This is a genomic window from Lentzea sp. NPDC054927, assembly GCF_053610285.1.
Genome location: NZ_JBSGXZ010000009.1, coordinates 24,908 through 44,730 on the forward strand (window position 1 = coordinate 24,908; position 19,823 = coordinate 44,730).

At 68.7% G+C, this 19,823-nt stretch carries 13 protein-coding genes; 4 read left to right on the top strand and 9 right to left on the bottom strand.

The window, feature by feature from the left end; all coding sequences use genetic code 11:
* Nucleotides 1–172: 172 nt before the first annotated feature.
* The 6 genes from ACWGE0_RS16265 to ACWGE0_RS16290 all read right to left on the bottom strand — a co-directional run bounded on the left by ACWGE0_RS16265 (nt 173) and on the right by ACWGE0_RS16290 (nt 6,235).
* Entirely contained in the window at nt 173–1,348 is a 1,176-nt protein-coding gene (locus tag ACWGE0_RS16265; RefSeq protein WP_452261691.1) for a sensor histidine kinase, read from the bottom strand.
* A gap of 10 nt (nt 1,349–1,358) precedes the next feature.
* Entirely contained in the window at nt 1,359–3,101 is a 1,743-nt protein-coding gene (locus ACWGE0_RS16270; protein WP_452261692.1) for a sodium/solute symporter, read from the bottom strand.
* On the bottom strand, nt 3,098–3,499 hold the full coding sequence (locus ACWGE0_RS16275) for a hypothetical protein (protein ID WP_319966676.1): 402 nt from the start codon (nt 3,497–3,499) through the stop codon (nt 3,098–3,100). Before ACWGE0_RS16275 ends, ACWGE0_RS16270 begins: the two co-directional genes overlap by 4 nt.
* Nucleotides 3,496–4,407 (bottom strand): LytR/AlgR family response regulator transcription factor, encoded by a 912-nt coding sequence (locus tag ACWGE0_RS16280; RefSeq protein WP_452261693.1) that lies wholly within the window; start codon nt 4,405–4,407, stop codon nt 3,496–3,498. The genes ACWGE0_RS16275 and ACWGE0_RS16280 overlap by 4 nt, the downstream gene beginning before the upstream one ends.
* A 349-nt stretch (nt 4,408–4,756) precedes the next feature.
* Nucleotides 4,757–5,044: a hypothetical protein gene (locus ACWGE0_RS16285; protein ID WP_319966674.1), complete on the bottom strand. Its 288-nt coding sequence runs from the start codon at nt 5,042–5,044 to the stop codon at nt 4,757–4,759.
* A 462-nt stretch (nt 5,045–5,506) separates the two neighbouring features.
* Nucleotides 5,507–6,235, bottom strand: a complete 729-nt coding sequence (locus ACWGE0_RS16290) for an acyl carrier protein (protein ID WP_452261694.1) — start codon at nt 6,233–6,235, stop codon at nt 5,507–5,509.
* Nucleotides 6,236–6,451: 216 nt separating this feature from the next.
* Here ACWGE0_RS16290 and ACWGE0_RS16295 point away from each other — a divergent pair, with 216 nt between their 5' ends.
* From ACWGE0_RS16295 to ACWGE0_RS16305, 3 genes are all read left to right on the top strand, one after another.
* Nucleotides 6,452–8,158, top strand: a complete 1,707-nt coding sequence (locus ACWGE0_RS16295; protein WP_452261695.1) for a fatty acyl-AMP ligase — start codon at nt 6,452–6,454, stop codon at nt 8,156–8,158.
* Nucleotides 8,159–8,286: 128 nt separating this feature from the next.
* Nucleotides 8,287–11,838 (top strand): cytochrome P450, encoded by a 3,552-nt coding sequence (locus ACWGE0_RS16300; protein ID WP_452261696.1) that lies wholly within the window; start codon nt 8,287–8,289, stop codon nt 11,836–11,838.
* 29 nt (nt 11,839–11,867) lie between these two features.
* Nucleotides 11,868–13,226: a hypothetical protein gene (locus ACWGE0_RS16305; RefSeq protein WP_452261697.1), complete on the top strand. Its 1,359-nt coding sequence runs from the start codon at nt 11,868–11,870 to the stop codon at nt 13,224–13,226.
* Here the strand turns inward: ACWGE0_RS16305 and ACWGE0_RS16310 are convergent.
* The gene (locus ACWGE0_RS16310; protein ID WP_452261698.1) at nt 13,204–15,690 is read right to left on the bottom strand and encodes a DEAD/DEAH box helicase; all 2,487 of its coding nucleotides are present in this window, start codon (nt 15,688–15,690) and stop codon (nt 13,204–13,206) included. The genes ACWGE0_RS16305 and ACWGE0_RS16310 overlap by 23 nt on opposite strands.
* A 10-nt stretch (nt 15,691–15,700) precedes the next feature.
* Entirely contained in the window at nt 15,701–17,035 is a 1,335-nt protein-coding gene (locus ACWGE0_RS16315; RefSeq protein WP_452261699.1) for a glutamine synthetase family protein, read from the bottom strand.
* Nucleotides 17,036–17,412: 377 nt separating this feature from the next.
* Between ACWGE0_RS16315 and ACWGE0_RS16320 the strand changes: the two genes are divergently transcribed.
* Nucleotides 17,413–17,928 (top strand): MarR family winged helix-turn-helix transcriptional regulator, encoded by a 516-nt coding sequence (locus ACWGE0_RS16320; RefSeq protein ID WP_236219911.1) that lies wholly within the window; start codon nt 17,413–17,415, stop codon nt 17,926–17,928.
* A gap of 525 nt (nt 17,929–18,453) precedes the next feature.
* Here ACWGE0_RS16320 and ACWGE0_RS16325 read toward each other — a convergent pair.
* The gene (locus ACWGE0_RS16325; RefSeq protein WP_452261700.1) at nt 18,454–19,803 is read right to left on the bottom strand and encodes a pyridoxal phosphate-dependent decarboxylase family protein; all 1,350 of its coding nucleotides are present in this window, start codon (nt 19,801–19,803) and stop codon (nt 18,454–18,456) included.
* Between the last annotated feature and the right edge of the window lie 20 nt (nt 19,804–19,823).

Below are 19,823 nucleotides of genomic sequence, written 5' to 3' on the forward strand. Positions count from 1 at the left end.
TGCGCCCTAAGTGGCCGTGGGTTTTGGCGTCTGCAAGTACCACCAACTCAACATCAACAAGCTCACAACTACACCCAACCTGTTCGGTGCTCGCCGAACAGGTTGGGTGTAGTTGTCGGCGAATCGATCATCGGTTGGTGGTACTTGCAGACGCGATGGGGCGGCGCGGAGCTCACATGCCGTTGATCCCCGCGTGGTACTTCGGCACCCGCACGGTGATCTTCGTGCCCAGCCCGCAAGCGGTCTCGACGACCAACCCGTACTCGTCCCCGTAAACCCGCCGCAGCCGCTCGTCGATGTTCCCGAGCCCGATCCCGGCGGACTCGTCCACCTGCCCGGCCAGCGTCCGGCGCAGCTTTTCGGGGTCCATCCCGATGCCGTCGTCCTCGATGGTGATGTGAGCCTCGGCCCCGCCGTCGTTGGCGTAGATCTGGATGTGCCCCGGCTCGACCTTGCCCTCCATGCCGTGCCGCACCGCGTTCTCCACCAACGGCTGCAGGCAGAGAAAAGGAACGGTCACCGGCAGCACCTCGGGCGCCACCTGCAAGGTCACCTTCAGCCGTTCGCCGAACCGCGCGCGTTCCAAAGCGAGGTACTGGTCGATCGATCGCAGCTCCTCGGCCAGCGTCGTGAAGTCGCCGTGGCGGCGGAACGAGTAGCGGGTGAAGTCGGCGAAGTCGAGCAGCAACGTCCGTGCGCGCTCGGGGTTCGTGCGGACGTACGAAGCGATGGCGGACAACGAGTTGTAGATGAAGTGCGGCGAGATCTGCGCACGCAACGCACGCACCTCGGCCTCCACCAGCCGGGTCCGCGAGCGGTCCAGCTCCGCGAGTTCCAGCTGACCCGCCGCCCACCGCGCCACCTGGTTGGTCGCGCGCACCAGCCCGGCCGACGCCTCGCGCGAGTAGGCGGCCAGAGTTCCGACGACACGTCCCTCGACGGTCAGGGGCGCGACCACGGCACAGTTGATCGGGCAGTTCGGCTCGGTGCAGCCGATGTCGAACGCCTGGGTGCGCCCGGTCAGGAACACGTCCTCGGCCTGGGCCATCGCCTCGGCCGCGTGGTGGTCGGAAACCCCTTCCCACGCAACGACTTCCGTCTCGTCGGTCAGTGCGAGGGCAGGTGTGTCCAGCAGCGTGCGCAGGTGACGCGCGGACTTCTTGGCGGCGTCGGGAACCAGGCCTGCACGCAACGGCGGTGCGGCGGACCAGGCCGTGTGCAGTGTTTCGTAGGTGACGCGCTGGGCCTCGGTCGAGAGCGACTGCTTGTTGCGCGTGCCCCGCCACAAGACGAGCACGGCCGCTCCGCCCACGATCAGGATCGCGGCGGCGGTGAGGAAGTCCTGCATCTCACATCACCTAGCTTCGCTCGTCGGCTGAGGCGGGGCCGGAGCCGTCCAACCCGAGGTTCTCGGGTGCGTGGAGCCTGACCATCGTCCGCTGCACTCCCGGCGGCACGTGCCGTTGGGTGAGCAGGGAGACGACGTACATGACCGTGAAGCCGAGCGGCACCGTCCACGCGGCGGGGCGCGAGAGGAGCACCTCGTACCAGGCGTCGCCGGTGTCGGTGAACATCGTGACGAGGCCCGCGGTCAGTGCCGGGACGCCGCCCGCGAGCATGCCCGCGATGGCGCCGACCTTCGTTATCCGGGTCGACCAGATTCCCAGCATCAGCAACGGGCACAGCGACGACGCCGCCACCGCGAACGCCAGGCCGACCATGTCCGCTACCGGCATGCCCGTCGACACGAACGTCATCGCGAGCGGCACGATGCCCGCGAGCACCGTGGAGATCCGGAATCCGCGCACGCCGCCGAGCCGCAGCACGTCCTGCGACAGCACGCCCGCCAGCGACACGACCAGGCCCGAAGACGTCGACAGGAACGCCGCGAAGGCGCCACCCGCCACGAGAGCACCGAGCAGTTGGCCGCCGATGCCCTCGATCATTCGTGTCGGCAACACGAGCACGACGGCGTCCGTCTGGCCGGTCATCAACAACTCGGGCGTGTAGATCCGTCCGAGCGCGCCGTACATCGGTGGCATCAGGTAGAAGACCGACAGCAGGCCGAGCACGATCAACGTCGTGCGGCGCGCGGCGGTGCCGTTCGGGTTGGTGTAGAAGCGCACGATCACGTGCGGCAGGCCCATCGTGCCCAGGAACGTCGCGATGATGAGCGAATAGGCCCCGTACAACGGGAACTGCTGCCCGCTGGACTCCGGCAGCGCCCACGTCGCGTTGGTGTTGTGCGCCATTGTGGACACGTGCGGTACCGGAGCGCCTTGGGGGAACGTGAACTTCGAGCCCTGCCCGATGCGGTGGTTGCCGTCGGTCAGCACGAGGCCGGTGTTCTCGATGCGCGTGCCGTCGATCTCGCCGCTGCCCTTGATGAAGATGGACTGCTCGGCGTGGATCACCGTGTTGTTGTGGAACGAGACCTCGGTGTCCTGCCGGAAAGTCGGGAACTCCGGCTTGGTCAGCGACTCCGCGCCGTGCACCTGCCACGCGATGATCAGGAACACGATCGGCACGGTGATCGCGGTGAGTTTGAGCCAGTACTGGAACGCCTGCACGAACGTGATCGACCGCATCCCGCCGGACATCACGTTCACCGTCACGACCACCGTGACGACCAGCGCGCCCAGCCAGTCCGGCGCGCCCGTCACCGTGTTCAGCGTCAGGCCGGCGCCTTCCAGCTGCGGCAACAGGTACAGCCAGCCGATCGCCAGCGCCAGGATCGACGCGACCGCGCGCACGCCGCGGGAACGGAAGCGGGCCTCGGCGAAGTCCGGCAGCGTGTAGGCACCGGATCGCCGCAGGGGAGCGGCGACCATGGTGAGCAGCACCAGGTATCCGGCCGTGTAGCCGACCGGGAACCACAGCATGTCCGGCCCGTAGGCGAAGATCAGCCCGGCGATGCCGACGAACGAGGCCGCCGAGAGGTACTCGCCGCCGATCGCGGAAGCGTTCCACCACGGGGAAACCGTGCGCGAGGCGACGTAGAAGTCAGACGTGGTGCGGGAAACGCGCAGTCCGTAGGTGCCGATCAGGATCGTGCCCAGTGCGACGACCAGCACCGCCACGATGGCGTAACCACTCGTCATGGACGTTCGACCAGCTCCGCGAACTCCCGTTCACTGCGCTCGGCCTGCCGCACGTAGAACCAGCCCGCCAGCAGCAGCATCGGGAACGTCGCCACGCACAGCAGGAACCACGGCAGCCCGAGCCCGAGGATCCGGAACTTCCCGAGCTCCGGCTCGATCGAGAACAGCAACGGCAACAGCCCGAGGGCCCCGCACGCCACGAGGCACACCGACAGCCCCAACCGCCGTTGCGCCCGGATGAGCGTGCGCATGTACACCGCGCCGAGCTCGCTCTGCTCGTTGATCTCGCGCGTGCCCGAGTACGGGCGGCGCGCACGGGGCGCCCTGGTGCGCGGGCTCGTCACCACCACACGCTGGGTCGGCTTCGGCACCGGCCGTTGGGGTGGTGGCGTGGTCACGACCCGAGCCCGTTTCTCGGTTGCACGACGCCGGCGGGAGTCGCCTGGCCCGCCACGGGAGCAGGCCGGGCGCGCCGCACCAGCAGCTGCCGCAGGTGCCGCGCGTGCCGGCGGCTGACCGGCAGCACGGCGCCGCCGATCGTGACGCTGAGGTGCCCGTCCTCCAGCCGCAGCTCGTCGATGTGGCCCAGCGACACCAGGTGGCTGCGGTGGATGCGGACGAATCCCGCGCTGCGCCAGCGTTCTTCGAGTCCGTTCAACGCCGCGCGCACCAGGCCGCTGCCGGTCGCGGTGTGCAGGCGGGCGTAGTCGCCGTGCGCCTCCACGTACCGGATGTCGGCGAGCCGGATGAACCGCGTGACGCCACCGAGTTCGACGGGGATGACCTCGTCACCCATCTCCGGCGGCGTGGCGTTCGCGGGCTGCGCGGGCGTGGGGGCGGTGGGTTCCTGCGAGGTCTTGGAGTCCCAGACCTCGTGCACGATGCGGTGCACGGACTCCGCGAGCCGTTCCTGGCGCACCGGCTTGAGCAGGTAGTCGAGTGCCTTGAGCTCGAACGCCTCCACCGCGGGCTGCTGATGCGCCGTCACGAACACCACGGGCGGCGGCTGCGCGAACCGCGACAGCACGCGGGCGAGGTCGAGACCGTCCAGCCCCGGCATGCGGATGTCGAGGAACACCGCGTCCAACGGCTGCCCGGCGTCCATCGCGCGGTGCAGCACCCGCAGCGCCTTGGTGGCGTCGGTGACCGCTTCCACGTGGGCGATGCGCGGATCGGAGCGCAACAGGTACGTGAGGTCCTCAAGCGCGGGCGCCTCGTCGTCGACGGCGAGCACCCGCAGGGAGCGCTCGAGGCTGCCACGTCGATCCGGCCCCTCGCAGATGGGGCAGGGCAGACCTGAGGTCATTCGAGATCGAGTCCAAACTGTGTACGGCCGATCCTCACGTGGCGGCGATTAGACCACGCTCGGTCATCGCGCGCCTGGTGGGCCGAGGGCGTCGGATAGGCGATCATGCCCCCTCACGGAGGGTGAGCCGTCGCGGGGGTCCGGTTGCCCAGCGTGTGCACGGACGGTTCCCCCTCCCACCCCGAAATGCCTGATCGGGCGCATCATCCGCCAGTGGGAGGACGTGCGGAAACCCTCCGATCGGGTGTGTCTCGGATGGCAGACGGAAACCGCTATCACGCAGCGTGCACTTGCCTGGTCAGGCGTGCCTCGCGGTCTCGTCAGAAACGACCGGCGTGCTCACGGCCGCTCACGGCTGACGGACGGCTCTCGGCTGGGCCGCCAGCGCGTCACCGAGCGTGATCTCCAGCTCGATGAAGGACTCCTCCGCACGACGGGCGGCGACGCTCACCGACGCGGCCGCGGCGGGGCCGATGAGCCTGCGGGTGGGCGCGCGCAGCGCCTGGATCGCCTCGGACCACTGGTTCGACAGCTTGGCGAGGCCGCTCAGGGTGTCGACGAGGTCTTCGGTGTTCTCCGGCGGTGAGGCGATGATCTCCGCCAGCCGGTCGCGCAACGCGTCCAGTGCCGGGTCCACTTCAATCCTCCCGTCGGGCCACATCAGAGGGAGAGGCCGACTGCGGAAATTCCCCCACTGAGCAACACCATATCTCGACCGGTGTGGTCCAGCGCAATGATGTTGCCCCACCCAGACTACCCGGTCAATCGTGCTTCCATTCCGTCTCAACAGGCGCCTGTCTCAATTGGTGCGCTCTTATGGCGGAAGGCTGAAATGGAGCGGTTCCGACGTTTAGTCGAGCTTTCTCGACACCGTGTCGGTTCTACGTGCCTGGTAGGCCAGGTGGCGCCGGGGGTGTTGGGCCGAATCGGTGTGTCCTGGATCGCATCCAACGTCACATTGAGTTCTCTGGCCTAGCGACTTCTCGACAGTCGTATTAACTCTTTTGCCACAGTGGTGTGGCGCTGATGTGGGTGAGCGCGTCCGCAGTTCAGTCGTTCGGGTTCATACAGGATTATCGAACGGTTCTCCGCACTGTCGTCAGCGCGGATGGCGGATCAGTCGCACACCGCGCAGCTCGATCTGTGCGGCCTCGTCCGCGCCTGTCGCGTCCCTCAGTACGACGTCGCACTCGGCTCGCCCGTCTTTTGCTCGTCCGGCGGCCACCGAAACCTGTCCGGGAGTGGCAAGAATTCCGGTCGGGCGCACGTGGACCTCACGCACGCTCGTCGCTCGTGCCGTGCCCTGGAACTCGTCGGCGGCCCACTTCTTGGCCCGGTCGAGGCACTCGTCGAGCCTTCGGGTGTCACGGACGGTGATGGGGCGCGGTCCGGTGCCGGCGATCCTGGCGGTGCCGTGCGTGACATCCGAGACGAGCGCGAGCCGCTTTCCTTGACCGCGCACCGTGATCGGGCCGTTCGCGGTGCCGGGGTCGCGCAGCAGGGAGACCTCGCGCAAGGCCGACGCGCCCGAGGCGATGAGGAACTGTTCGATCATCCACGCCAGTGGGCTGTCGGGCAGCTCTGGTCGCGTCGCCTCGACGTGCAGGTGCTCGGTGTCGCGGGGCAAACCTGGCCAGGGTCTGCCCTCGAGTGCTGCTTGCAGGTCGCCGAGCGTGCGGAACTCGCACATGTCCGAGACGGTGATCGCCGGTGGGTTCGGCAGTTGTGTGCGCAGCGCGATGAGCAGTTCGACGCGTGCCAATGAATCGAGATCAAGATCTCTCGTCAGATCAACATCCGGGTCTTCCGGCGAGGAAAACGCGAACACCCTCGCACCTCATTCGTGGTAAATGTTTGTCTCAACTGGCATGCCGTCGTGTGACGTTTGCGCAGGTGGCGGCAGGTGTGGCGAAAAGGCTTGTGGCAACAGGAAATCCGCCTCCACTCACGCTGTCAAGGATGTTGTCTCGTTGTGACAAGCCGATCGGCCGTTCGGGTAACGAAGGGTTCCGCAGTACGGGCGGGCGTTGCTACGGTCCTCGCGATGAAAACCAGCGCTGCGCCAGACACCGTCGTCTCCGCATTTCAGGCTTTGTGGAAACACTCTCCGGAACGGTCGTTGTTCACATTTGTGGACGAACGCGGCCGCGACGAGGAGACGATCACCGCCGGCGCTCTCGCCACCGCCGCGGAGGCCGTCGGGAGCGCGTTGCGCGGCTGGGGCTTCCGGCCGGGCGACCGCGCGCTGCTGGTCTACCCGCCCGGCCCGGACTTCGTGCGCGCCCTGGCCGGCTGCCTGGTCGCCGGCGTCGTTCCGGTGCCCGTGTACCCGCCGAACCCGGTGCGGCTGGGCCACGACCTCACCGGATTCCGGTCCATAGTGGACAACTGCAAGCCGGTCGGCGCCCTGACCAACGGCACCTACGAGCGCGCCCGCACGGTAGGCGCGGTGACCGGGTTCTTCGACCGCGCCAAACCGGATTGGCCCCGCTTGCGCTGGCACCGGACGGACCGCGTGCGGCCGTCGAGTTTCGAGTGGCACTCGACGGTTTCCGGCGACGAACCGGCGTTGCTGCAGTACACCTCCGGCTCGACCGCGTCGCCCAAAGGCGTCGTGATCAGCCACGCCAACCTGGCCTGCGAACTCGCCGCGAACGCCTCCGACCTGGGCCTGGGCGACGACACGATCAGCGTGTTCTGGATCCCGCAGTATCACGACCTGGGCCTGATCAGCGTCATCCTGAGCACGCTGACCGGCAACGCGCACACGTACCTGATGTCGCCGCTGACGTTCCTGCACCGCCCGGCCCTGTGGTTCGACGTGATGTCCCGAGTCCGCGCGACCCACACCGCCGCCCCGAACTTCGCCTTCGACCTGGCCGTCCGCAAGACCACGCCGGACCAGCGCGCCACCTGGGACCTGAGCCCGCTGCGCGTGGTGATGTCCGCGGCCGAACCCGTCCGCCCGTCCACAGTGGACTCCTTCTGCGCCGCCTTCGCCTCGGCGGGCCTGAACCGCGCGTCCTTCTACCCGGCGTACGGCCTGGCGGAGAACACCGTCAGCGTCACGATGGGCGGCAAGTCCGTGCTGCGCCTGGACCGCGCGGCCCTCCAGCGCGGCGAAGTCCTGCCCGCCCAGGACGGCCGGCCCGTGACGGGCTGCGGCCGCGTCACCAAGCCGGGCGCCAGCGTGCTGATCGTCGACCCGTCGACCTCGCTGGTCTGCCCCGCCGACCGCGTGGGCGAGATCTGGGTGGCGTCAAGCACGACCGCCCTCGGCTACCACGGTCTGGAGAACGAGACCCGGCAGACGTTCCACGCCCAGGTGCCCGGCGACGAGCGGCACTACCTGCGCACCGGCGACCTCGGCTTCTTCGCGGACGGCGAGCTGTTCGTCACCGGCAGGCTCAAGGACGTGATCATCATCAACGGCCGCAACCACTACCCGCAGGACGTCGAGGACGCTGTGCGCGACTGCCACGCGGGGGTGCGGCCGGGCGGGGTGGCGGCGTTCGGCGTGCCCCGCGAGGACGGCGAAAGCTTGGTGCTGTTCGTCGAGACCAGTTCGGTCCGGACGTCCGAGGGTGAGCGCGCGGAGATCGCGGAGGCGGTGCGGCGGCGGGTGTTCGAGGCTTGCGGGCTCGCCGTGGACCAGGTGGTGGTGCGGCCGCAGGGGCTGGTGCTGAAGACGACCAGCGGGAAGGTTCGGCGGGGTGCGTGCCGTCAGGCGTTTCTCCAAGGCCGCACGTGATGCCTGTGCTCCACACGTGATGTCTGTCCGCCACGCCTGTCGTCTGCCCGCCACGCGCGGTGAGCGTGCACCACACACACGGCGCGGGCCGGGTTCCCCCAATTTCAAGCTTAGCGAGCGGGTCTGACATGAAGACGGTCGTCATCATCGGCGCGGGCGTCAGCGGCCTCACCACGGCCCGCGCCCTCCACCGGGCCGGTCACCGCGCCATCGTCCTCGAACGGAGTGGCGAGGTCGGCGGCAAGTGCGCGTCGGTCGACATCGGCGGCCACGCGTTCGACCTGGGCGGCCACGTCTGCACGACCGAGTACGAGCGGCTGGCCAAGCTGGTCACGGAGCTCGGCATCGACACCGAGCCGACCACGCCGCACCGAGTGTTCGACGTGACCACGGGGGAGTCGCGGCCGCAGAGTTCGGCGTTCTTCACCTACGAGAACTTCCAGCGGTACACCCGGATTCGCGACGCCGAGTTCCCGCGCCTCGGTGAACCCGGGCTGGCGCACTCGGCGAAAGCGCTTGCCACACCGGCGAAGCAGTGGCTCGAGGAACACGGGCTGGAGGCGATGGCCGAGTCGTTCGGCACCGGGTACACGGCCGCCGGCTACGGGGCGCTCGACGAGGTGCCCGCGCTGTACTTCCTCAAGTACGCGGAGATGACGGGCCTGCTGTCGAGCACCCGCGAGCTGCTCGGGCACGCCGGCAGCTTCACGATCAAGGGCGGTTTCGGCACGCTCTGGCGGCGCGTCGCGGAGAGCCTCGACGTCCGGGTGAACGCCGACATCGAGCAGATCGTCCGCGGCGGCGGCCACATCCGGGTCAAGGCGGGGGAGTGGATCGAGGCCGACGCGCTCGTGCTGACCGTGCCGATCGACCAGGTCCCTCAGCTCGACGCGACGCCGGAAGAACGGGACATCGCGGCACGGGTGCGGTACGTCGGCTACTCGACGATGGTGTGCGCGGCCGAAGGGTTGCCGCGCGAGGCTTTCTCGCTCGTCACGCGACCGAAGAAGGTCGTGTCGTTCCACCACCGGTACGAGGACAGCGACGTCTACGCCTGCTACGCCTACGGGGCGGACGACCGCGCGTTCCAGGAAGACGTCGCCGAATTGGGCGGCACCATCCAGGCGCCGTACGTGCGCAAGGACTGGAAGTTCCTGCCGCACTTCGGGGAGGACGACCTGGCGTCGGGCGTCCTCGACCGCGTCGAGGCGATGCAGGGCGAGCTGAACACGTTCCACGTCGGCAGCCTGCCCGCGTTCGAACTCGTCGAGTGCGCGATCGCGTACGCGGAAGAGTTGGTGGCAAAGCATTTCGGCCACGGGCCGGGCCGCGCGGTCGCGACGGTCCAGACGATCCGCGAGTGGCTGATCAAGCACATCGCGGCCGAGCTGCACGTGCCGGAACACGCGGTCTCACCGAAAACACCGCTCAGCACGCTCGGCCTGGAGTCGCTGTCGGTGGCGTCACTGCAGAGTGCGCTCTCGGACTGGCTCGGCTTCCGCGTGCCGCACACGTTGTTCCTCGAACTGCCCACAGTGGACGCGGTAGCGGAACACCTTGCGCGCCAGGATGTTCCGCAGACCGCCAGCCAACTCACCCTCGCGCTGACCACGCCCAGGCCGTTCTTCTGCATCGGCGGCGCGGTTGGGGCGGCGTACTACCTGCTGCCGCTGGCCCGAGCGGTCGGACAGGGCCAGCCGTTCTACGGGCTGCAGGGGCCGGGTTTCGACGGCACCGAGGAACCGATCGGCGACGTCGAGGAGCTCGCCGCCCGGTACGTGCGGGAGATCAAACAGGTCCAGCCGTACGGGCCGTACCTCGTCGGCGGCCACTCGTTCGGCGGCGTCGTGGCCTACGAGGTCGGCACGCAACTGCGGCGCGGCGGGGACGAGGTCGCCAAGGTCATCATGATCGACGCGTACCCCGCCGTGCCGGGACAGCTGGAGCCGCCGTGGGACGAGCGCGCGGTGATCGAGGAGCTGTGGACGATCCGGCAGCACGCGTTCCGGGACGACGGGGCGCCGCGCCGCCGCGTCGACCAGTCGCTGACGCCGCGGGAACAACGCGAGCAACTCGGCCGGTTCCTCGGCGCGTCCGGCACGCGGCCCGTCGAGGAGCACATCGCCACGATCATGGGCGTCTACCAGGCCCAGGTCGAGGCCCTCGTCCGGTACGAACCGCAGGCCAGCGACCTCGACGTCACGCTGATCAAGGCCACCGGCGGCTTCCCCCACGTGCTCGAGGACGACCGGCACGTCGAGCTGTTCTTCGACGCGCCCGCGAACGGCTGGGAACGAGTCGCGACGGGCTCCCTGGAAGTCCGCACCGTGCCGGGCGACCACTTCACGATGCTGGTCCCGCCCGCCCTGACCGGCCTCGCCGACGCCGTCCGCACCGCCATCGCCCAGGTGCCGCCGCCCCCGCCACCGCCGGCCGCGCACGTCGAGTCGTCCATCCACATCAACCCGATGCACCCGGACTTCCTCGCCGACCCCTACCCGTTCTACGCGCTGCTGCGGGACCTCGCGCCCGTCCACCACGACGACGCCCTCGACGGCTGGGTGCTCACCAGGCACGCGGACGTGACCGACGTGCTGCGCCGCACCGCCGTCGTCCGCCCTTCCACCGCGACGCTGATGGCCCGCCTGCCCCACGACGTCCTCGCCCGGATGAACCCGTTCATCAGCCGCATGGACTCGTCGCTGCCGTTCAGCAACCGCCCGAACCACACCCGCCTGCGCAAGCTGATGAACCGCAGCTTCACCCCGCGCGCGATGGAACACCGGCGCGCGCTCGTCGAACAGACCTGCTCCGAACTGCTCGGCGGCTTCACCGGCGGCGACTTCCTGGCCGAGGTCGCCTACCCGTTCCCGGCCCGCGTGGTCATGGATCTCGTCGGCGTGCCACGAGAAGACCAGCATCAGCTCACCCGCTGGGGCACCGACGTCATGAAAACGCTGGGGGAAGGCCAGTTCGGCGCCGACCCCATCGCCGTCGCACACACTTCGTCCGCCGCGATGGACGACCTGATGGCCTACCTGCGCGACCTGCTCGCCGAACGCCGCCACCACCCAACAGACGACCTGATCTCCGAACAACTGCGAGCCTCCGGCACCGACCTGTTCGGCGAGCGCGGCGAGTGGCAGAGCGACGACGAACTGATCGTCAACATCATCTCGCTGATCAACGCGGGCCTGGAAACCACCGCCAACTACCTCGGCAACGGCGTCCTCGCCCTGCTGCGCAACCCCGCGCAGCTCGATCTGCTGCGCACCGAACCCATCGCGGCGACCGCGGCCGAGGAACTCCTCCGCTACGACTCGCCGGCGCCGATCATCACCCCGCAGCTCGCCAGCGAGGACATGGAGATCGGCGGCCAGCGGATCAGGGCCGGCGAGCTGCTGTTCCCTGTGCTCGGCGCGGCCAACCGCGACCCCGCCCGCTACCCCGACCCGGACACGCTCGACCTGAAACGCGAGTCGGCGGTCACGCACCTGACGTTCGGCGCGGGCATCCACTACTGCATCGGCGCGTTCCTCGGCCGGCTGGAAGGCCAGGTGCTGTTCCCGATGCTGGCGGCCAGGTTCCCCGGCCTGCGGCTCGACCCGGACGCGGGCGAACCGGAGTTCCGGCCGGACCCCGCCCTGCGCGGCCTGAAGTCACTGCACCTCGTGGTATGACTTGAGCCCGGCCGATCTGGGGGGATCCGGTGAAGTACTTCGTGATTCAGGACGGTGGCCCGGTTCCGCTCGCGCTGGTCCGGGCCGACTACCGCGGGGAAGAGCAGCTCACCGGGCAAGGCGAATGGACCGGGTCGAACCTGCTGGACCTGCCGCAGCCGGGGTGGACGGTGGCTGAGGTCGACGGGTACGAGTTCTACGACCACGTGCTTCGGGTCTTGCGGGCGGCGCGGGCCGGGTTGCCGTGTCTTGCGGTGTTCCACACGTCCATCGCGGTCGGTGAGCTGCCTGACCCGACGATGCTGAAGGCCGTGATGCGCCGGCGTGACGGCGTCGAGGAATGGCTCGACCAGGGGAACATCTGGCGGGCGGAGCAGCGAGACCTCGATGGGCAGAAGTGGCTGCCCATCAGCGACGACGAGCTCGAACGTTTCAAGTGGGAGGCGGCCAGGCCGTCGTGGTTCGTGGTGCATGACGGCGGGGCTTACCCGTTCGCGCTGGTGCGGAAGATTCCTTCGGCGGAGGAGGTCTGCATCCGCGACGACCTGGTGTGGCGGCTCTCGGACCTGCTCGGGCGTACGGAGCTGCGGGTCGAGGAACTGAGCGGCCGGTCCGAGGCTGCCGATGTGCGGGCCGCCATCGAGATCGGGGTGCGGGCCGAGCGGCTGCGTGCGGGGACCCAGTACTTCGCGTTGTGGTACCACTGCGAGTTCGAACCGGTGAAGCTCCACTCGGTGTTCCGGCGGACGGAAGCGGGCGACGAGATCCACGCCGGGCACCGCGGGTGGTTGCCGTCGGCGATGGTCCGTGTGATCGAACAGGGCCTGAACCCGTTCTACCGGGCCCTGCCGGTCAGCGCGGAGGAAGCCGAGGCGGTCATCGCCGGCCAGGGTGTGCCGCGCACTTTCCTCGTGCTGTCCGAAGTGGACGGAAGCAGCCTGCCGGTCGCGGTGGTCCGGCTGGACGGGCACCGCGAGGAGGCGTTCACGCGCGACCTCGGGTGGGGGCCGTCGGATCTGCTGACACGGGTGGCGGACGAGGGCTTGCTGGTCGAGGAGCTGCCGCCGGGCTCGACGGGGAACTACGACGCGTACCGGCTGGCCGTGAAGATCCGCCTTCGCCGGCGCGCCGAGTGGACGGGCGCGCACTGGTACTACGCGATCCTTCCGAACCGGCCCACGGCGTTGCAGGTCGCGGACGCGATCGGGCTCATCCGGACGAACGCCGGTGACGACTCCTTCGAGGAGGAGTTCCGCGACGGGGAGTGGGGGTCCTCCCACGAGTTGGACGACCTGCGCACCGGCCGGTCCGACAACGACGAACTGCCGATCAGCCCCGACGAGGCGGAGCGACTGAAGGAACTGCTCAGAGGCGGCCGACGTCCGTGATCGTCACGGCCGCCTCGCCCAGCTCGTCGGACGCCGCGAGGTCGACCTCGGCGTTGAAGCCCCAGTCCTTGTCACCGGCCGGGTCCTCGAAGATCTGCCGGCACACCCAGCGCTCGCGCTCGACGTTGATGATCAGGAACGCCGGGCCGCGCGCGTTCGGGCCCGCGCCGATGTCCCTGTGCTCCTCGAAGTACGGCTCGAGGGCGTCCATCCACTCCTTGGCCGTCCAGCCCGACTCGTGGTCGAGCTCGCCCAGTGAGTACCAGTCGCGTTTCGCGGCCAGTTCGACGCGGCGGAACAGCGCGTTGCGGACCAGCACGCGGAACGCGCGCACGTTGCGGGTGACCGCGGGCGGCAGGTCGACGCGTACTTCTTCCTTGGGTGCGTCGGGGTTGGTGAGCTTCTCCCACTCGTCGATCAGCGACGAGTCGACCTGGCGGACCAGCTCGCCCAGCCACGAGATCAGGTCGTTGAGCTCCTCGGTCTTCGCCTCCTCCGGCACCGTCTGCGACAGCGCCTTGTAGGCGTCGGCCAGGTACCGCAGCACCAGGCCCTCGGAGCGCGCCAGGCCGTAGAACGACACGTACTCCGTGAACGTCATCGCGCGCTCGTACATGTCGCGCACGACGGCCTTGGGGGACAACTTGTAGTCGTCGACCCACGGGTGACCACGGCGGTAGGTGAACATCGCCGCGTCGAGGAGCTCGACGAGCGGCTTCGGGTACGTGACCTCGTCCAGCAGCTCCATGCGCTGGTCGTACTCGATGCCGTCGGCCTTCATCGCGCCGATCGCCTCGCCGCGCGCCTGGTGCTCCTGCGCGCCCAGGATCTGCCGCGGGTCGTCCAGAATGGACTCGATCACCGACAGCACGTCCAGCTCGTAGCCCGGTGCCTCGCGGTCCAGCAGCTCGATCGCGGCCAGCGCGAACGGCGACAGCGGCTGGTTCAGCGCGAAGTTGAACTGCAGGTCGACGGTCAGGCGGAAGTCGTCGCCGTCGCGTTCCACCACGCCCGCCGCGACCAGCGCCCGGTACATCGCCAGCGCGCGCCGGATGTGCCGGAGCTGCTTCGGACGGTCCTCGTGGTTGTCCTCGAGCAGGTGCCGCATGGCGGCGAACGCGCCACCGCCGGAGCGGCCGATGACGTTGAGCAGCATTGCGTGCGAGACCTGGAACGACGAGGTCAACGGCTCCGGTTCGGCGCCGACGAGCCGTTCGAACGTCGACTCGCTCCACGAGACGAACCCGTCCGGGGCCTTCTTGCGCACGACCTTGCGGCGCTTCTTCGGGTCGTCGCCGGCCTTCGCCAGAGCCTTGATGTTCTCGACCTCGTGCTCGGGCGCCTGCACGACGACCGTGCCCACCGTGTCGTAGCCCGCGCGGCCCGCCCGGCCGGCGATCTGGTGGAACTCACGCGCCTTCAGGATGCGCGTGCGGGTGCCGTCGTACTTCGACAGCGCCGTGAAGACGACCGTGCGGATCGGGACGTTGATGCCGACGCCGAGCGTGTCGGTGCCGCAGATGACCTTCATCAGGCCGGCCTGCGCGAGCTGCTCGACCAGGCGCCGGTACTTGGGCAGCATGCCGGCGTGGTGCACGCCGATGCCGTGCCGCACGAGCCGCGACAGCGTCTTGCCGAACCCGGAGGAGAACCGGAAGTTGCCGATCGTCTCGGCGATCGCTTCCTTCTCCTGCTTCGAGCAGACGTTCACGCTCATCAGCGACTGCGCGCGCTCCAGCGCGGCGGCCTGGGTGAAGTGCACGACGTAGATCGGCGCCTCACGGCCGTGCAGGAGGTCTTCGATCGTCTCGTGCAACGGCGTGGAGACGTACTGGAAGTTCAACGGCACCGGGCGCTGTGCCGAGCGGACCACGGCGGTCGGGCGGCCGGTGCGCCGGGTCAGGTCCTTCTCGAAGAACGCGACGTCGCCCAGCGTCGCCGACATCAGCAGGAACTGGGCCTGCGGCAGCTCGACGATCGGCACCTGCCAGGCCCAGCCGCGGTCGGGCTCGCTGTAGAAGTGGAACTCGTCCATCACGACCTGGCCGACGTCGGCCGTGTGGCCGTCGCGCAGGGCGATGTTCGCGAGGATCTCGGCGGTGCAGCAGATGATGGGCGCCTGGTCGTTGACGCTGGCGTCGCCGGTCATCATGCCGACGTTCTCCGGGCCGAACACCTCGCACAGCGCGAAGAACTTCTCCGAGACCAGCGCCTTGATCGGCGCGGTGTAGAAGCTGCGCTGGTTGGCCGCCATCGCGACGAGGTGGGCGCCGATGGCCACCAGGCTCTTGCCGGATCCCGTGGGCGTGCTGAGGATGACGTTGGCCCCGGAAACGAGTTCGATGACCGCCTCCTCCTGCGCCGGGTACAGCGCCAGGCCGCGCTCGGCGGCCCAGTGGGAGAAGGTGTCGAACAGTTCGTCTTCGTCGGCGATCGAGGTGAGCCGGTCCGTAAGTGCAGTCATCGCGGGTGAACTATAGGTGGTACGCGTACTCGGTGAACTCCCAGTCGGTCACGAACCGCTGGAAGCGGGCCACCTCCTCCCACTTGAAGTCCACATAGGACCGCACGAAGTCCTTGCCCAGCACCTCGACCATCGAGGTGTCCTCCTCCAGATAGGCGAGCGCGTCCGGCAGCGTGGCGGGCAGCGTCGGCGCCTTCGACGGGTCGTACCCGTACCCGGCGGACGGCCGCGGCGGCTCGATCCGGTCGCGAATGCCCAGGTAGGTGGCCGCGATGAGGCCGGCGATGCCGAGGTAGGGGTTCGCGCTCGCGTCCCCGAGCCGCAGTTCGAGCCGGGTCGTCTCGCCGCGTTCGGCCGGCACCCGCAGCATCGCGCTGCGGTTGTCCAGGCCCCAGTCGATCAACCAGGGCGCGAGCGAGTCGGGACCGAACCGCTTGTAGGAGTTGACCGTGGGGTTGAGCAGCGCGGCCAGCGCCGGGGCGTGCTTGAGGATGCCGCCGATGGCCCAGCGCGCCTCGTCGCTCAGGCCGTGCGAGGTGCCGGACGCCTGGAACGCGTTGCGGCCGTCCTTCTCGTGGCACGAGAGGTGCAGGTGGAAGCCCGATCCGCCGCCGTCGTTGAACGGTTTGGCCATGAACGTCGCGAGCCGGCCCTCCCGGCGGGCGAGCTCTTTCACGCTCGTTTTGAACCGGAACGCGCGATCGGCGGCATCCATGGCGGGCGAATGGACGAGGTTGATTTCGAACTGCCCGCCCGCGTACTCGTGGTTGCCGCCGGTCGTCTGCAGGCCCGCCGAACTGAGCGTGCGAAGAGTTCTCAACAGATGACCGTCTGAATCGCCCCGGCGGCCCGTGGCGTACACGTTGCCCGGCTCGTCGCAGTAGGGCCGCCACCCGTTCGGGCGATCTTCGTCCGGCTCGCAGAGAAAATATTCCAACTCGGGACCGATCACGGGCGTCAGACCGGTGGTCTCGAATATTTCCAGGGCCCTGCGCAGCACCTGCCGCGGTGATTCGTCGACGGGTCTTTCGTCAGCCGGGCTGACCGCGTCGCCGATGCACCACGCGACGCCCGGCTCCCACGGGATCGGGAGCAGGGTGTCCAGGTCGGGAACCACGATGACGTCGGGCAGACCGGCGTCGAGCACACCCCCGTTCTCGGTGGTCTTGCCGCCGGGGGTGGTGCTGTAAACGGCCCGGCAGAACGACAGCCCGCGCTGCGTAACCGCTGGTAGATGCTGTACGAGGATGTCACGGCCTCGGTCCGTGCCCAGCAGGTCGGGGAAGACGACGCGAACGACGTCGATGCCGTCCTCGCCGAGCCTCGCCGCGAGTTCCCGTGTCACCTGTTCACCGACCACGTCGAACTACCTTTCCGGCACAGTGTGTCGCTGGCGCGGAGGGGATAACGTTGAGGGGCAAACGCTATCGACCCGTCCGTGGAGCAAAGACCACGATCGGTCTCAGTGGGGTGCTCCGCACTCATCGTCCACCACGAGGCAACAGTCCGTAACTGGACGGGTGACGACCGTCACGAGATCATGCACGATGTGGGATCGTGATCAAAGTGGTTGCGGACCGACTCGCACCACATCACAGACATAGTTCGGAACCGCAAGTATTGTGCCGGGAACACCTGAGCTCGAGCACGGGAGACTTTGAGTTGTCTGGTCACCACACGATTGCCGAGACCGAGAAAGCCGTCCAGGCCAAACTCGGTGCGGTGCCGCTGCATCGCGAGCAGATGGCAGCGGTGTCGAACATCCACCGCGCCGCTACCGCGATTCGCCAGCACCTCGAGAACTCGGTGCTGCGCACCAGCGATCTGACCTGGACCGGCTTCGTCGTGCTCTGGGTCGTGTGGATCTGGGGCGAGATGGAGACGCGCTACGTGGCCGAGGAGGCCGGGATCTCCAAGGGCACCCTGACCGGCGTCGCCAAGACGCTGCAGTCACGGGGCCTGCTGGAACGTCTCGGCCACCCGACCGACGGGCGCCTCGCGGTCCTGCGTCTCACCCCCGAGGGTGAGGAACTGATGGCCGACCTCTTCCCCAAGTTCAACGAGGAAGAGGTCTTCGTCTCCGACCCGCTGGAGTCGTCCGAGGCCCAGTCGCTGGCCGAGATGCTGCGCCGCATGGTGACGCACCTCGAGGCCAACGGCGAGCAGCGGCGCCTCGATCTGCGCGGAGACACGCCGTTGCCGCCGCGCCGATCCGGCCGGCGCGCCAAGCACGGCTGACATGGTCGCCTGAAGGGCGACTCACCTGGCCGGGGAATCACCGCCCCGACTTGGTGAGTCGCCCATTTCGGCGTTGTCGAGGGGCTGGCAGAGGTGCTCGAGCTGGCGGGGCTGCTCGGGTGGGCGGAAGTGTCAGACCTGCTGGGTACGTTGGGTCGCGGGGGGAGCCTGAGCGCGAGGGGACCCTTGCGTGAGCGTGCCCTGGGCCCGTGCCGCGTGTGGTCGCGCAGGCCGATGACGGGGTGGTTGCGTGTCGCGGCTGGCGCCGCGATGCGATTGGGGCTTGACTTCGGGGCCCTTTCGAGGCGCTCATCGGCCTTCAAAGGCCGGGCATAAAGAGCCCGGCCGATCCGAACACGGTAGCGCCTCGAACCCAAAGTCAAGCCCCAATCGCGCGGTGGTCACCTCATCACCACTACCCATCAAAGCCTCTGACCAGGGCGTACCCAGCGAGGCATCCTGACAGGACGGCTCGCTTCGCATCGCAGCTGGCTCGCCTCCGGCTTCGCGGGCCCGCAACGCGGGTCAGAGCAGGCTCAGCACCCGCGCGTGCAGCGTGTCCAGGTAGTCCTCGGACTCCGGCTTCATCAGCACGCTGCGCAGCACCCGCGCGCCGTCCGCGTCGGCCGTCACCTCGGGGTGCCGCGCCGCGAACGCCGGCTTCGACGCCCGTGCCACGCTCAGGAACACCGGGTCGACCGGCGCGTTCATGCCCGCATCCATGACCCGGTGCGAGGCGGCGTCCACGGCCGACAGGGACAGAGGGCTGGTGCGCGGGAAGTATGTGACGATGTCGAGTTCGGGCTCTTGGTAGAGCTCGAGTTCGGCGGACTCGCGGATGATCGACGCCCACCGGACGGCTGCCCGTCGTCCGGCTGCCAGCACCTCGCCCAGGCCGTCGCGGGTCAGCGGGAGCAGGCGCAGGGTCAGCCAGAGGCCCGCGGCCGCGGCGCCGGCGCGGGAGCATTCCAGGCTGATCTCGCCCAGGTGCATCTCGTCGGACGTGAAGTAGGTGTAGGGGGAGTCGTGCAGGTAGAAGCGGCCCACGGACGGGTCGCGGAACAGCACGGCGCCGCAGCCGTAGGGCTGTAGGCCGTGTTTGTGGGGGTCCACCACCACGGAGTCGCACGAGCCGATGGCCTCCCACGGCTCGGGTGCGAGATCGGTGCCCGCGAGCAACGTGAAGAAGCCGCCGTACGCGGCGTCTACGTGCACCCGTGCGTCGTAGCGTCGTGCAACGTCCAGCACGAGATGCACCGGTTCGATGGCGCCCAAAGCGGTGGTTCCCGGCGTGACGACGACTGTGCCGACCTTGCCGGAACGCAAAAGCTCTTCGAGGGCGTCCAGATCCATGCGGCCGAGGCCGTCCACGGGCACCGGGTGGCCCTCGATGCCGAGCACGCCGCACATCCGTGAGTGCGTGTAGTGCGCCTCGGAGGAGTAGGCGACACCGCGCGAAGGGTGCAACGAGCGTGCGACGAACAGAGCTTCCAGGTTGGCGATCGTGCCGCTGGAGGTGAGGTGGCCGAGGTGCTCGTCGCCGTAGCCGAACATCGACGCCAGTGAGGAGACGACCTCGCGCTCCATCGCGGCCGTCGCGGGGCCGCCGTCCAGGGCGTGGTTGTTCGGGTTGATCAGCATCGCGGACAGGTAGCCCACGACGGCCGCCGGGTGCGGCGGCTTGAGCATCTGGCCCGCGTAGCGCGGGTGGAAGAACGGGTAGTTGTCGCGCAGCCGGTCCTGCAGCTCGGCCAGCGCCGAACCGAACAGCGCCGGGTCGACCTGCAGGGACGAGTGGGGTGCGTAGGAGCCGTAGTCGGCTGTCCACTTCTCGTGGTTGGCCAGCGCCTCGTTGAGCCAGTGCTGAAGATCCACCGTGCACACACCCCACTCGT